Annotated in this window: 12 protein-coding genes; 6 read left to right on the top strand and 6 right to left on the bottom strand. The window is 34.9% G+C overall.

The features are described 5' to 3' along the window. Positions 1-9: 9 nt before the first annotated feature. Positions 10-705, bottom strand: a complete 696-nt coding sequence (locus GOQ24_RS11455) for a response regulator transcription factor (protein WP_155092701.1) — start codon at positions 703-705, stop codon at positions 10-12. Between the two features lie 180 nt (positions 706-885). On the opposite strand from GOQ24_RS11455, the gene GOQ24_RS11450 reads away from it, so the two are divergent. The 4 genes from GOQ24_RS11450 to GOQ24_RS11435 all read left to right on the top strand — a co-directional run bounded on the left by GOQ24_RS11450 (position 886) and on the right by GOQ24_RS11435 (position 6,639). After that, on the top strand, positions 886-3,630 hold the full coding sequence (locus GOQ24_RS11450; protein ID WP_160339744.1) for a TonB-dependent receptor: 2,745 nt from the start codon (positions 886-888) through the stop codon (positions 3,628-3,630). A gap of 314 nt (positions 3,631-3,944) precedes the next feature. Further along, positions 3,945-5,117, top strand: a complete 1,173-nt coding sequence (locus GOQ24_RS11445) for a hypothetical protein (RefSeq protein WP_160339743.1) — start codon at positions 3,945-3,947, stop codon at positions 5,115-5,117. A 107-nt stretch (positions 5,118-5,224) separates the two neighbouring features. After that, the gene (locus GOQ24_RS11440; protein WP_166520744.1) at positions 5,225-5,575 is read left to right on the top strand and encodes a T9SS type A sorting domain-containing protein; all 351 of its coding nucleotides are present in this window, start codon (positions 5,225-5,227) and stop codon (positions 5,573-5,575) included. 83 nt (positions 5,576-5,658) lie between these two features. After that, positions 5,659-6,639, top strand: coding sequence for an acyl transferase (locus tag GOQ24_RS11435; RefSeq protein ID WP_160339742.1), 981 nt, complete (start codon positions 5,659-5,661; stop codon positions 6,637-6,639). A gap of 53 nt (positions 6,640-6,692) precedes the next feature. Here GOQ24_RS11435 and gldC read toward each other — a convergent pair whose 3' ends face one another. Together gldC and gldB are read right to left on the bottom strand one after the other, a co-directional pair. Next, the gene (gene gldC, locus GOQ24_RS11430) at positions 6,693-7,031 is read right to left on the bottom strand and encodes a gliding motility protein GldC (RefSeq protein WP_155091529.1); all 339 of its coding nucleotides are present in this window, start codon (positions 7,029-7,031) and stop codon (positions 6,693-6,695) included. After that, positions 7,031-8,017 (bottom strand): gliding motility lipoprotein GldB, encoded by a 987-nt coding sequence (gldB, locus tag GOQ24_RS11425; RefSeq protein ID WP_160339741.1) that lies wholly within the window; start codon positions 8,015-8,017, stop codon positions 7,031-7,033. The genes gldC and gldB overlap by 1 nt, the downstream gene beginning before the upstream one ends. Before the next feature lie 69 nt (positions 8,018-8,086). On the opposite strand from gldB, the gene nadE reads away from it, so the two are divergent. Further along, entirely contained in the window at positions 8,087-8,890 is an 804-nt protein-coding gene (gene nadE, locus GOQ24_RS11420) for an NAD(+) synthase (RefSeq protein ID WP_160339740.1), read from the top strand. A gap of 73 nt (positions 8,891-8,963) precedes the next feature. Next, a complete protein-coding gene (locus tag GOQ24_RS11415) occupies positions 8,964-9,434 on the top strand; it encodes a hypothetical protein (RefSeq protein ID WP_160339739.1) in 471 nt (156 codons plus the stop codon). 30 nt (positions 9,435-9,464) lie between these two features. On the opposite strand, the gene dnaG is transcribed toward GOQ24_RS11415, so the two are convergent. From dnaG to rlmN, 3 genes are all read right to left on the bottom strand, one after another. Then, on the bottom strand, positions 9,465-11,456 hold the full coding sequence (dnaG, locus tag GOQ24_RS11410) for a DNA primase (protein ID WP_155091533.1): 1,992 nt from the start codon (positions 11,454-11,456) through the stop codon (positions 9,465-9,467). 96 nt (positions 11,457-11,552) lie between these two features. Then, a complete protein-coding gene (locus GOQ24_RS11405) occupies positions 11,553-12,533 on the bottom strand; it encodes a polyprenyl synthetase family protein (RefSeq protein ID WP_160339761.1) in 981 nt (326 codons plus the stop codon). Positions 12,534-12,673: 140 nt separating this feature from the next. After that, positions 12,674-13,714 carry a 23S rRNA (adenine(2503)-C(2))-methyltransferase RlmN gene (rlmN, locus tag GOQ24_RS11400; RefSeq protein ID WP_155091534.1) on the bottom strand — a complete coding sequence of 347 codons (1,041 nt, stop codon included), beginning with the start codon at positions 13,712-13,714 and terminating at the stop codon, positions 12,674-12,676. Between the last annotated feature and the right edge of the window lie 215 nt (positions 13,715-13,929).

Here is a 13,929-nt window from a genome sequence, read left to right as displayed (position 1 = left end):
TTAAAAATATTAATATTCTACATTTTCAAACTTATATCCCACTCCTTTAATTGTTTTAAAGTAGTCTTCACCTAATTTCTCACGCAATTTTCGAATATGTACATCAATAGTACGCCCACCCACAATCACATCCATGCCCCATATAGACTCCAGTATTTCCTCACGTGTAAATACATAACCGGGTTTAGATGATAGTAAAAAAAGTAGTTCAAACTCTTTTCTTGGAAGGACTAACTCCTCCCCTTTATAATAAGCCTTGTACGTATTCTTGTTCACAAGGAAATAGCCAATCTTAACGACATTCTCATCGATAATCTCATCGATTTTCACTCGTCTCAGCAAAGATTGTATTTTACTAACAATAACCTTCTGACGGATAGGTTTAGTTAAATAGTCATCTGCACCTGCAGCAAATCCTGCTATTTGAGAGAAATCCTCCTCACGTGCTGTTAAGAAGACAATTACTGTTTCCTCAAAGCCCTCTAAAGTGCGTATCTCTTGACATGCCATAATCCCATCCATCTCAGGCATCATGACATCAAGAATAATTAAATCAGGTCGATATTGCTTTGCTTTTGCTACAGCTTCTACACCATTCAAGGCAGTAACTAAGTTGAAACCCTCCTTTTTCAAATTGTAAACTAAGGGTTCAATATTTTGGAACTCGTCATCTGCGATTAAAATAGTAATATCCTCATTTTTCATCATAATGTTGTGTGTTTATAGGGCTCAAAGATAGAATATTCTAAAATACAAAAAATTTAGTTTACGATTTTTTAATAACTTAACCATTTAATAACAATGGCATAACGATTTGATAATGTTGCCTTAACACTCACTTCACATTCAGTTAAGTTATTTGCGTCAAAACACAACTGAATTTTTATGAAATTATTAAATCTGGTTGCATTAGTTGCAACTACCTGCGCTGTCCAAGCGCAATCAGTCAAAGTAAATGGTATAGTGACTCACCAAACAACTCAAGAACCACTTGCTTTTGCAACAGTTAGTATTAAAGACCAAACAATCGGTACAAATACTGATATTAACGGAAAGTATGAATTCAACTTAAAACCAGGAAATTACACACTTGTATACCAGTACTTAGGGTATAAAACTGCGGAAAAGACCATTCAAGTTATTGAAGACAAACCCCTTAAAGTAAACATGAGTTTAGAGGAGGAAAGCATCCAACTTGAAGGAGTAGTCGTAGAAGCTACACGTTCAAAAAGTAGGGAATCAGCTCTATTACTTGACCAACAAAAAGCAGCAGAAATCAAACAACATATCGGATCTCAAGAATTATCGAGAAAAGGAGTAAGTGATGTTGCGACTGCTGTAACAAAAACAACAGGAATATCTAAACAAGAGGGGTCAGGTACAATCTTCGTAAGAGGACTTGGCGACCGATACAATAGTACATCGTTAAACGGACTGCCTTTGGCGTCAAACGATCCAGAGAAAAAGAATATTGACTTAAACATTTTCTCAACTGATATTGTTGAGTACATATCTATAGACAAGGCTTATAGCGTAAAGCAATATGGAGATGTTGCTGGTGCAAATATCGACATCATATCAAAAAAACACCACGGGAATGATTTTCTCGAAATAGGTATCGGCTCGAATGTCAATACTAACGCCATAGGAGAAAGTACATTTTATTCTATTGCTGATAGAAACTCATTTGGTTTTTCAAATACCAAGATTCCAAACAACCCTTTGAGTTCTTTCTCTTTCAATAATTCAACTCAATCCGAAAAGAGAGTACCAATAGGAACAAGCATAAACGTCAATGGTGGTAAATCATTTTTCTTTGGTGAAGAATCTTCATTGGATTTATTTGCAACTGTTTCTTTTGGAAATAATTTTGGATTCCACGAAGGACTTTCTGGCTCAGTTCAAGCACAAGATAATTACACTAAAAAATTGAACAGAAAAGTTTATGAGTACAGTACAAATACAACAGCAATGTTTAATGCTGATTACAGTATCAACCCGAAACACAATATTAAATATAACTTCTTATTTATCAATGATTCAAAAGAGAAAAACGAGCAATATAATGGATATATAAGAGATACTACTTCAGAAGAATTAGGAGCTGAAACACTAATATCAAGAGGTACCTATAGACAAGATCGCTTATTTGTCAATCAACTTTTGGGAAATCACGAAATCAATGAGCAACTTAAGTTTAGATGGGGGACAGCATTCAACAGCATTTCTGCTCAAACCCCAGATAGACAACAATACACACTAAACAATAATGGAAGTGATTCATATGCCTTCTCTACAAACTCGAGATCAGACAATCACCGTTATTTTGAAGATCTAACAGAGAATGAATTTGCAGCTAACGTAGCTTTAGATTACAGTTTTGCAAAAAACAGTGAGAACCTTTACAAAGGAAAAATGACTGTGGGATACAACTTCCGCAATAAAAAGAGAGATTTCGAAGCAACACAATTTAACTTCCAAATCGTAAATGCACATAACAAAAACATTAACCCTTTAGCATTAGACAGTTTCTTTAACCAAGATAATTTTGAAAAAGGATACTTTAGAACATATACGTTTAGAGGTGGAGCTGAAACAAAAGATGCGTTAAAACCACAAACTTATACAGGAGATCTTGATATACATTCAGGTTTCATCAATGTTGAATATCAATTGAGTGATCGTTTATCTGGGGTTGTAGGAGCGAGATTTGAAACAATCACTCAGAATGTAAAATGGCAAACGCAATTAGACAATGTTGGTAGTGAAAACGAGTTGACAAAAAATGCTTTCTTACCAAGCTTGTCTTTAAAGTATGAGCTAACAGATATTCAAAACTTGAGATTAGCAGCTTCAAAGACATATACTTTACCACAATTTAAAGAAAGAGCTTTATTTTTATATGAAGATATTACAGAAACGAAAACGGGTAACCCATTCGTTTACGCTTCTGATGACTACAACTTAGATTTGAAATGGGAAATGTTTCCAACAAATGATGAAGTTTACTCAGCAACTGTTTTTGGAAAATACATCCAAAATCCAATTAACGAGGTTACTATAGCTTCTGCATCTAATGACATTTCTTATGTCAACACAGGTGACTATGGATATGCAGTGGGATTAGAAGTTGAAGTTAGAAAAAACTTAATCTCATTTGACGATGCTGAAACAAATAAAATTACAGGAGGTCTTAATGCGTCTTGGATGAAGACTTACCAAGAGTTAGACAATAAAAAAGTGGCTGATGAAAACCCACTTTCGACAAGCTTCACAGAAGAAAACTCATCTTTTACAGGAGCTTCAGATCTATTGTTAAACGCAGATTTATCCTATATCAAAGAGTGGAAAGAAAAGAGCTTAATCGCTACTCTATCTTACGCTTACTTCTCGGATAAGATCTATGCACTGGGAACAGAACAAAGTGGAAACTTAGTAGATAAAGCATTTAATATGTTAGACTTTGCTTTCAAATTTAACTTCAATGAAAATTTTGGAATTAGTTTAAACGCTAAGAACTTACTTAATCCTTCAATCGAAAGAAAACAGGAAAACAAAACACAAGATGTAACAGTACAATCATATAAGTTAGGTTCTAATTTAAGTCTTGGTTTGAAATACACATTCTAAACTAAACTCTAAATTAATTATTCGAAAAGTGGATTACATCTCTCAATGTAATCCACTTTTTTTTGTTGGAATACGTTCTCAAATACAAAAAAGCTACAAAACATATTACATTGACTTCAACGATAAACAAAAATGTTTACAAAGCCTTAACAAAAGACCTACCTATAGGGGTATGTTAAGTCAAAACGAACAATATTATTTGATTTTATGTTCATTACTTAACGCTTTGTTAATGATTAGTTTACAATCACTTAACCTGCAAATAAAAATTGTTTTCAATATTTGTATAACAAAATAAGTAACACAATTAAATTATGAAAAAATTATTTAGAAACGGTTTATCAATTTTAGCTCTATCAGTAGCTATAACAAGTTGTTCATCAGATGATAATAGCAACAACAGTGATAACGGAAATGGAAATGGAAACGGTAACGGAAATGGAGAAGGAAAAGAAATTTCAGGGTTAGTGAAAAAAGGAGAAACTCGCACACTTGAAAAAAACAAAGAATATTCATTAACATCAAAACTTGAAGTACAAGATGGTGGAAAACTTGTGATCGAAGAAGGAGCAAAAATCATCGGTACTGGAGGAACCGCTTCTTATATTGCAATCGCTCAAGGTGGACTAATTGATGTAAAAGGAACAAGCACAAATCCAGTAGTAATGACTTCTTCAAAAGTAGAAAGAGGTTCATGGGGAGGATTAGTGATTTGTGGAAAAGCACCAATCAATGGAGGAAGTGAAACTGCACAGTCAGAAGTAGCAGACTTGACATATGGAGGAAATAAAGCAGATGACAACTCAGGATCTATTAAATACCTAAGAATTGAGTATGCAGGAGCTAACTTCTCATCAGAAAAAGAATTTAACGGACTTTCATTATTTGGAGTTGGTTCGGGAACAGTAATAGAATATGTACAAGCTCACGAAGGTTCAGATGACGGATTCGAATGGTTTGGTGGTACAGTAAGTGCTAAATACTTAGTTTCAACAAATAACGAAGATGATCAATTTGACTGGACGCAAGGTTGGTCTGGACAAAATAACGAATTCTGGTACTCAAAAAGAGCTGAAGGAAATAGAGGTATTGAAGCTGATAACAGCAGTAAGGATAACGCAGCAGCACCTTATTCAAACCCTACAATCAAGAACATCACTTTACTTGGTTCATTAGAAGGGTCAGAAGCTCAAGCATTAAAACTACGTGAAGGTACAAAAGGAAACTTATCAAATGTTTTTGCTGATTTCTGGGCTGTTGGAGTAGATATTCAACATGATGAAACAATCAAAAATGTAAACGATGGTTCTTTAAAAATCAATGGTATTCAATTCGGAAAGAATATCACAGAGAAATTCAAAGGAGCTAATAGTGGTAAAGAAGCTGTTGACGTAAGTAAAGCAATTGTTGAGAAAGATAACGATGGAGCAGGAAACAAGGATAAAGCTCCAGAGTGGACAAAAGGTTGGACTGTAGGTCTAAACTAATTAAGTGAATAAAATGTGTTATAAAAAGTTCTGCTATAAAAAAAGCAGGACTTTTTCCTTTTATATTTGATTTTTATTAACTACATTTATACCAAATATTTACGTATATGGCTAAAAAATACTTTTATACTCTTTTAACATTCTTTGGTTTGATAGCTGGAGGTACAGCTTTCGCTCAGGATAGAATCCAACCAAACGAAGCAAGATATTCTACACAGAGTATTGAAGGACTTTCTATATACCCTAATCCTGTTGTAAACAACAGTAAAATATTTATAGAATCTTCTAAAAACGCACAAAAAGAAGTTGAATTGTATAATGTAGTTGGAAAGAAGATGTTTCAAGTTACATTAAACTCTAAAGAACTTGTTTTACCTTACAGTGTAAATGCTGGTATTTACATTATGAAAATAACAGAGGAAAACTCAACAGCCACTCGTAAGATTATAGTGAAGTAAATAATATAATTAATATACGTAAAAAAGCATCAATATATATTGATGCTTTTTTTATTTGTATTTTTGTACAAAATTTGACACTCGTGTTTAGACCAGAAGATATTATACAAATACAGACGAAGAAAGACTTTCATAAAGTAACCATGAAAGTATATCGCTTTCAATATGAAAACAATCCTGTATATAAGCAATTTTGCGATTTACTTCAGAGAACGCCTCAAGAGGTCAAGACTGTAATTGATATTCCATTTTTACCAATCGAATTCTTTAAATCTAAAGATGTATTAAGCTCTACATCTCCGATACAAACAACCTTTACAAGTAGCGGTACGACTGGTATGGTGACAAGTAAACATCATGTCACTGATTTAGCTTTTTACGAAGATAGTTTTAGACAGGCTTTCTCGTACTTCTATGGAAACATAGAAGATTACGTAGTTTTAGCCCTTTTACCGTCATATTTAGAAAGAGAAGGCTCTTCTTTAATCTATATGGCAGACGATTTCATTAAGTCCTCTATTCACCCTGAAAGTGGGTTCTATTTACACAACTATAAAGAATTAGCAGATACACTAACGACTTTAGATAAAGAAGGCAAAAATATCTTGTTGATAGGAGTAACTTATGCTTTGTTGGATTTGATTGAATTGCAGTCTTTTCAATTAAACAATACCATCATTATGGAAACAGGAGGTATGAAAGGAAAACGCAAAGAGATGATAAGGGAAGAACTTCACAATCTATTGTGCAAAGGTTTGGGCGTAAATAAAATACACTCTGAATATGGGATGACTGAGCTATTGTCTCAAGGATATTCCTTAGGAGACGGCATTTTTCAATGTCCTCCATGGATGGATATCTTAACAAGGGATCCTGAAGATGCCTTAAGCTATGTAGAGAACGGGAAAACCGGAGGGGTTAACGTCATTGATTTAGCTAATATAAACTCTTGTTCGTTTATCGCAACGCAAGACTTGGGAAAGAAATATACAGATGGTACTTTTGAAATATTAGGTAGATTTGACAACTCTGATATCAGAGGTTGTAATTTAATGGTAGTCTAAGAGTTAAACTGATTAAGATACATAACAAAATAGAGGCGTAAACGCCTCTATTTTTATTTTTCTAACAATTCCATTTTCTCTGCAAAATACTCGCAGAAATCTCTCATTGTTGCAGACATTTTCTCGTCTTGTGTAGCACGTTCAAAAGTATCTGCCATTGCAACAAGCGTTTGATGAAAGAACTTTTTCATCTCATCTACTGGCATATCCTTCGTCCATAAATCGATACGCAATGTCTCTTGAGCCTTGTGATCCCAAATAGACAATAACATTGCTTTGGCAGCAGCGGCTTCAACACCTCCATCTTTAGCATTCCACAATATTTTCTCCGGAACTCTATTGTCGTCTAATTCTACTCTAATATTAATATCAGAAACGTGTTTCTTACTCATTACTTCTTAGGTTTGTATTTTGATTGTTGAAAAATTTCGTCAGTACTTTTTGTTAAAAGCTCCCGCAAAGTTACATTATTATTTTTCATATACGAACGCACAATTTGCCAACCTATCCAGGTACCAATTCTTCCAGGAGCCTCATTGTCTATTTCTAAATAAAACTTAGAGAATGGAGCTGTGTCGATAAAACGTTTATTCAATTTAAGATCTGTGCTATAAAGCAACTGTTCATCCATAAAATAACGCCAAACTTCTCCCTCATTTAATTCTACCCAGCGTAGTTGATCTGCAGAGTACCCTATAATATCTTCTTTACTGACCTTTGGCAATAATACCTCCTTACCATACAAAATCTTGCCATGATGAATTAAATTACCAATAAAACGACGGTCAGTAGGTTGCTCCATTTTTTGAATAATAAAATTCTCTGCCAGATCAGGTAGCATTCGATTCAGATTAAACTCCGGTCGCAAATACTGCGCAAAACCTTGATAAAACTTGTGATCCTCTCCTAAGTATGTGTCAAGTGAGACAAAGACAAGTGTATCTGCATAAACAGCTTTCAACGTAATATCTACCTCACTCACAACAGTAATAAATTTCTTTTTATCGCTTTCAGCTGGAAAATAATACTTGGCGCGCTTTGAGAAAGCCTCAACTTCCTGTGGAATACTTCCCAAATCTTTAAACTTCTTCTCAACCTCCTGATTTAATTCTGCAAACAAAGTATCCTTTTTCTTATTCAACCAATATTGCTCAGAAACCTCATGAGGAAATAGATACGGAAACTGTTCCTTTACAGCGGGAACCTCTTCCATAGATGCTTTGTAAAAAATCTCATCAAAGCGATATACTTCAATATTCATTGGAATCTTAGCAACTTCTTGATCTAATTTACTATTCTCATCACTGCAACTCACTAAAAAAAGGAAAAGACTACAGAAAAGAACAGCTGATAATTTACTAAATTTGAAAAATGTCATAGCTCATCGTGATTTTTATTCAAACAAAGATAAAAAGATAGCTGAGACTGCACTAAAAAATTGGATACTATGAAGAATAAAAACTTTCAAGTGGAAGCTGTAACTAACCACATTGTAATGTGGTTAAAAGAGTATGCAACTCAAGCTAAAGTTAATGGCTATGTAATCGGTATATCGGGAGGAATAGACTCTGCCGTAACCTCAACACTTTGCGCAATGACAGGCTTACCCCTATTATGCGTAGAGATGCCTATACATCAAGAGGTTTCACAAGTAACAAGAGCAAAAGAGCACATCTCATTCTTAAAAGCCAAGTTCAATAATGTACAATCAGTAGAAGCAGATCTTACAGATACATTTGAATCTCTAATTAAAGCGGTACCAAGTAGCCAAAGCGAATATTTACTTAACTTAACACTGGCCAATACAAGAGCAAGAATTAGAATGACTACTCTTTATTATTTTGCGGGAATAAACAGATCATTAGTTGCGGGAACTGGAAATAAAGTCGAAGACTTTGGTGTAGGCTTTTTCACAAAGTACGGTGATGGCGGGGTTGACCTAAGTCCAATTGCTGACTTAATGAAATCAGAAGTTAGACAAATAGGTGAATATCTTCAAATACCAAGTAGTATTATCATTGCAAAACCTACTGATGGTTTATTTGGCGATGATCGATCTGATGAAGATCAATTAGGAGCGTCATACGACGAATTAGAGATAGCAATGCTTGCTCACGAACAAGGAGCTAAAACAGATGACTTTACAGGAAGAGAGAAAGAAGTCTTTGAAATCTACAGCAGATTAAATCGAATCAATCAACACAAGATAAACCCTATACCTATATGTATTATTCCTACCAGTTTAAAGTAAACTGTTAAAATAACTCATTCTTACCATACATACTATTTAAAATATTAGCTACTTTTGAATAAAAATTAAAACTATGAAAAAAGTATTTTATTTATTAATAGTAATGTTTGGTTTAATATCGTGTAGTACAGATGATGACTATTGTGGCAATGATTACTACGAGACCTATAAACTAAACGAACAAAGACCATCACCTACCAGTAATCTCCAAGTGATTGGCTTACAAGGAGATTCTTTTACAGTAATCAGATCTGAACATGAATTTCAAGACAGAGTTAGAGGAGCAGTATATTACAGAGGTCAAATTGATTGGAGAAATGAAGATTTGATTATAGGTCAAGTTTATGTTAATGGGTTTCGCAGTGTAATCAACTTTAATTCTATATTTAAAGAAAGTTGCAATAATAGAAATGACAACTACCTTCGAATGAAATTAAACCTTAGTAAAGGACAAAACAATAACTATATAACATATCATGCAATAGTCCGTAAACTTTACAACACAAATACGCAAGTCACTACTGACATTGAAATCTTTAATTAACAAAAGATAGCAAAGGCTATCTTTTGTTAATTATCCCTCTATATTTTTAAACCTTGATGTGACTTGTCCTAAGCGTTTAGAGAACAAATTAATCAAGCTTGTATAATCCATAATTACAGTGAGCATTTCATTTGAGCGTTTCACATTCGTTTCTGCAGGTAATTTCTGTTTGTACTTCTCAACAAGATTATTAACTAAGTACATACGCAAGGTAAGAATGGTTTCTGAAACATACTGTGCAATACCCTGTGTTTTCTGTTTAACGAAGATATTCTGTGACTCCCAATTGTGTAACGTCCATTTCTCATCATCCATAATGATACTTGTAACCTCATTTGAAAGCTCCGTATCTAATTGCTTTAAATAGTTTTCTAAACTCCACTCATTGTGATTGTAATACGCAATTAAGTTCGAGTAAATCTTTTGAAAAAGAGAATTAGTCAAGTGTACTTCATCCTCCTGTAAACTTAAAAATACTCTTTCATAGACCTTTTGTTCAACTTTGTGTTCATTAACAACAATGTCATTCTCCTCATTGGTTTCATAAACAAGTTCCGTAAACACTTCCTTTACATTGCCATACAACAATAAGATCTCTATAATCTTGCGTTCAAGAATATACAAAGGATCGTCCTCAGGTCGGTTGCGTTGTTCGCTCTTGCTGTGAACAACCTCAAGTTTCTTGCGTTCCTCATTATATTTTTTATTTGCCTCTTGAAGCTCCTTTCTACCTTGTTGAGCAAGTGAATTAAAGATAACATCCTCCGATATATCCATAATACGCGCACACTCCTGCACATATACTTCTCTTTGTATCTGATCTGGTATTTTAGAAATACTCATGACCATATCGCGTATCAGATCAGCTTTTTTAATAGGGTCGTGTTTAGCCTCGTCCATAAGCATATTCGCCTTATAGCGAATAAAGTCCGTTGCATTCTCCTCAAAATACTTCTCCAATTGCTCCAGCGAATGTTTACGAGCAAAACTATCCGGATCTTCTCCATCAGGCAAAGGACAAACCCGAACATTCATTCCTGCCTCTAAAATTAGATCTACTCCTCTAAACGAAGCGCGAATACCGGCAGCATCACCATCATATAGCATAGTGATATTCTTCGTCAAGCGATTTACCAAACGAATTTGGTCTGGCGTCAATGCAGTCCCTGAAGAAGCCACAACGTTCTTAATACCAGATTGATACATTTGGATAACATCTGTATAACCTTCTACCAAATAACAATTATCCTTCTTGGCAATTTCCTGTTTAGCATGTGATATACCGTACAATATTTTACTCTTATGGTAGATATCACTCTCTGGAGAATTCAAATACTTAGCAGCCTTCTTATCATTCGTCAAAATACGGCCACCAAATCCCAATACTCGACCAGACATACTCATAATAGGAAACATGACACGCCCTTTAAATCGATCAAACTTACGATCTTCTTTGACTATTGTCAATCCAGTTTTCTCGAGGTATTCCAAAGAGTACCCTTTACCAAGTGCATCAGAAGTAAACGCTTCCCATTTATCAGGAGAATAACCTAATCCGAACTCTCGAATCGTATCCTCTGTAAAACCTCTCTCCTTGAAATATGATAATCCAATCGCTTTTCCCTCCTCGGAATTAAACAGTACCTCTTGAAAGTATTTCTTAGCATACTCAGACACGACGAACATACTTTCTTTCTCGTTCAGCATTTCTTTTTCTTCTTGACTTTGTTCTGTCTCCTCTATTTCAATGCCATACTTCTTAGCCAAATAGCGAATAGCTTCTGGATAGGTAAAGTGCTCGTGTTCCATAATGAAACTAATTGCATTTCCACCTTTTCCTGAACTAAAGTCCTTCCATATTTGCTTTACCGGAGAAACCATGAAAGAGGGCGTTTTCTCATTCACAAAAGGACTTAATCCTTTATAATTACTTCCCGCCTTTTTTAAATGTACAAAATCCCCTATCACCTCCTCTACTCGAGCGGCGTCAAAAACGGCATCTATGGTACTTTTGGAAATCATATTTTACTTTACTTCTTGATACTTGCAAAGATAAAAAAAGAAGTCGCTTAAGGTAATATCAAGCGACTTCTTTATATATCCTGTCAGTTTATATAACTATTTCTTTCTTTCAATAACATAATTCACCATTGTAACCAATGAATCTTTGTAAGGGGATTCTGGAAACTGATTCAAAATTTGAAGTGCCTCTTGCTGATACGCTATCATTTTAGTAGTAGCATACTCAAGGCCTCCTTTTTCTTTAACAAAGGCGATTACCTCTTTCACACGTCTTTTATCTTCGTTGTGATTTTTGACAGAATTGATAAGCCACTTACGCTCTTTTGCGTCAGAAGTATTTAAGGCATAGATAAGAGGTAGAGTCATTTTCTTCTCTTTAATATCAATACCTGTTGGTTTACCGATAGGACCATCGGTATAATCAAATAAGTCATCTTTTATTTGGAAAGCCATTCCGATCACTTCGCCGAACTTGCGCATCTTCTCTATTAATTCTGTATTGTCAGGTTGTACTGAAGCAGCACCCAACCCACAACATGCTGCAATTAAAGTCGCAGTTTTCTGACGGATAATCTCATAGTAAATTTCTTCCGTAATATCCAATCGACGGGCTTTCTCTATCTGTAACAACTCTCCTTCACTCATCTCACGAACTGCCACGGATATAATACGCAATAAGTCAAAATCTCCATTGTCAATGGAAAGAAGTAATCCTTTGGCTAATAAATAATCTCCAACTAATACCGCAATTTTATTCTTCCAAAGCGCATTAAGAGAAAAGAACCCTCTGCGTTTATTACTATCATCGACCACATCGTCGTGAACCAAAGTAGCCGTGTGGATAAGTTCTATGACAGAAGCTCCTCTATAAGTACGCTCATTGACTTCGCCTTCACCGACCATCTTTGCCACTAAGAAAACAAACATGGGTCTCATTTGTTTCCCTTTGCGATTTACAATATAATAAGTGATTCGATTCAACAATGCGACCTTAGTAGTCATTGACTTGTGAAACTTTTTCTCAAAAAGCTCCATTTCAGTTTTAATCGGACTCTGTATTTGCTGTACTATGTTCATAACGAAATCAAAAATACGACTTTTTTGTTGGTAAACCGTTTCCAAAAAAAAACTCTTTTTGCTACAAATGAAACAAAAAGAGTTTTTATAATACTATTCTCAATTACTGTTTTAAATTAGCTTGCAAAAGCTAAAGGCAATTAAGATTTATTAGCCAACTGCCCACAAGCAGCATCGATATCTTTACCGCGACTGCGTCTAACGACAACAGTTATATCATTTGCTTCTAATGCTCGGATATACGCATTCGTTGCCTGTTCTGAAGCTTGTTGAAACTCTCCATCGTCGATAGGGTTATATTCAATCAAATTCACCTTACACGGTACATACTTGCAGAACCTAACTAAAGCATCAATAGATGCTTTATCATCGTTTATATCTTTCCATATCACGTACTCATAAGTCACTCGACTCTTCGTCTTGCTATACCAGTACTGAAGTGCTTCTCTCAAATCAGTCAGTGGAAAGTTCTTTGTAAATGGCATGATTCGATTACGCGTTTCTTCAATAGCTGAGTGTAGTGAAACAGCCAACTTAAACTTCACTCCATCATCCGCCAATTTCTTAATCATCTTAGGCAAACCAGAAGTAGACACTGTGATACGCTTAGGAGACATCCCTAATCCTTCTTCGGAAGTAATCTTCTCAATGGCTTTCTGTACGTTATTATAGTTCATTAACGGCTCTCCCATTCCCATAAACACAATATTAGACAACGGATGTCCGTGATTTTGTCTACTTTGTTGGTCTATGGTTAATACTTGATCGTAAATCTCATCTGGATTCAAGTTACGCATACGCTTAAGGCGTGCCGTAGCGCAGAACTCACAATCTAAACTACAACCTACCTGAGAAGAAACACAAGCAGTCGTGCGCGTTTCTGTTGGGATCAAAACAGACTCCACAATAAGACCATCGTGTAACTGCACACCATTCTTGATTGTACCATCAGTACTTACCTGCATACTATCTACTTTGATGTGGTTAATGACGAAGTTAGCATCCAACATTTCACGGGTAGCCAATGATAAGTTACTCATATCCTCAAAGCTATGAGCTCCCTTACTCCACAACCACTCGTACACTTGGTTTCCTCTAAATGCCTTATCTCCCTGAGAAACAAAGAAATCCCTTAATTGTTCCTTAGATAAACTTCTGATGTCTTTTTTGTCTATTTGCATGATGCAAAGTTAATCTCAAATTATCCGACTGCCAAATACTGTAATAAAATTATAACAATAAAGTATTTAGGTTAACGGTGGACAGTGAACAGTTTACATTCAGTAAACTAATAACTGGATATCCAAACGAAATCTGGACAATTAGTTAAGCAGCTTTATTACTATTTATTATTTGATTAAATTCGTTGATTGTCTGGTAGTTTAAGTAGGAGTGT

The organism is Myroides sp. LoEW2-1 (assembly GCF_009767705.1).
In the GTDB taxonomy this organism is placed as follows: domain Bacteria; phylum Bacteroidota; class Bacteroidia; order Flavobacteriales; family Flavobacteriaceae; genus Flavobacterium; species Flavobacterium album_A.
Note: the sequence above shows the minus strand (reverse complement) of the source record. Positions and strands in the feature narration are given on the sequence as shown.

Excerpts from the sequence above, each read along its gene's own strand:
- GOQ24_RS11440 (WP_166520744.1), top strand. The coding sequence starts at position 5,225 with ATGGCTAAAAAATACTTTTATACTCTTTTAACATTCTTTGGTTTGATA.
- GOQ24_RS11415 (WP_160339739.1), top strand. The coding sequence starts at position 8,964 with ATGAAAAAAGTATTTTATTTATTAATAGTAATGTTTGGTTTAATATCG.
- GOQ24_RS11450 (WP_160339744.1), top strand. The coding sequence starts at position 886 with ATGAAATTATTAAATCTGGTTGCATTAGTTGCAACTACCTGCGCTGTC.
- rlmN (WP_155091534.1), bottom strand. The coding sequence starts at position 13,714 with ATGCAAATAGACAAAAAAGACATCAGAAGTTTATCTAAGGAACAATTA.
- gldB (WP_160339741.1), bottom strand. The coding sequence starts at position 8,017 with ATGACATTTTTCAAATTTAGTAAATTATCAGCTGTTCTTTTCTGTAGT.
- gldC (WP_155091529.1), bottom strand. The coding sequence starts at position 7,031 with ATGAGTAAGAAACACGTTTCTGATATTAATATTAGAGTAGAATTAGAC.
- GOQ24_RS11445 (WP_160339743.1), top strand. The coding sequence starts at position 3,945 with ATGAAAAAATTATTTAGAAACGGTTTATCAATTTTAGCTCTATCAGTA.
- dnaG (WP_155091533.1), bottom strand. The coding sequence starts at position 11,456 with ATGATTTCCAAAAGTACCATAGATGCCGTTTTTGACGCCGCTCGAGTA.
- GOQ24_RS11405 (WP_160339761.1), bottom strand. The coding sequence starts at position 12,533 with ATGAACATAGTACAGCAAATACAGAGTCCGATTAAAACTGAAATGGAG.
- nadE (WP_160339740.1), top strand. The coding sequence starts at position 8,087 with ATGAAGAATAAAAACTTTCAAGTGGAAGCTGTAACTAACCACATTGTA.
- GOQ24_RS11455 (WP_155092701.1), bottom strand. The coding sequence starts at position 705 with ATGAAAAATGAGGATATTACTATTTTAATCGCAGATGACGAGTTCCAA.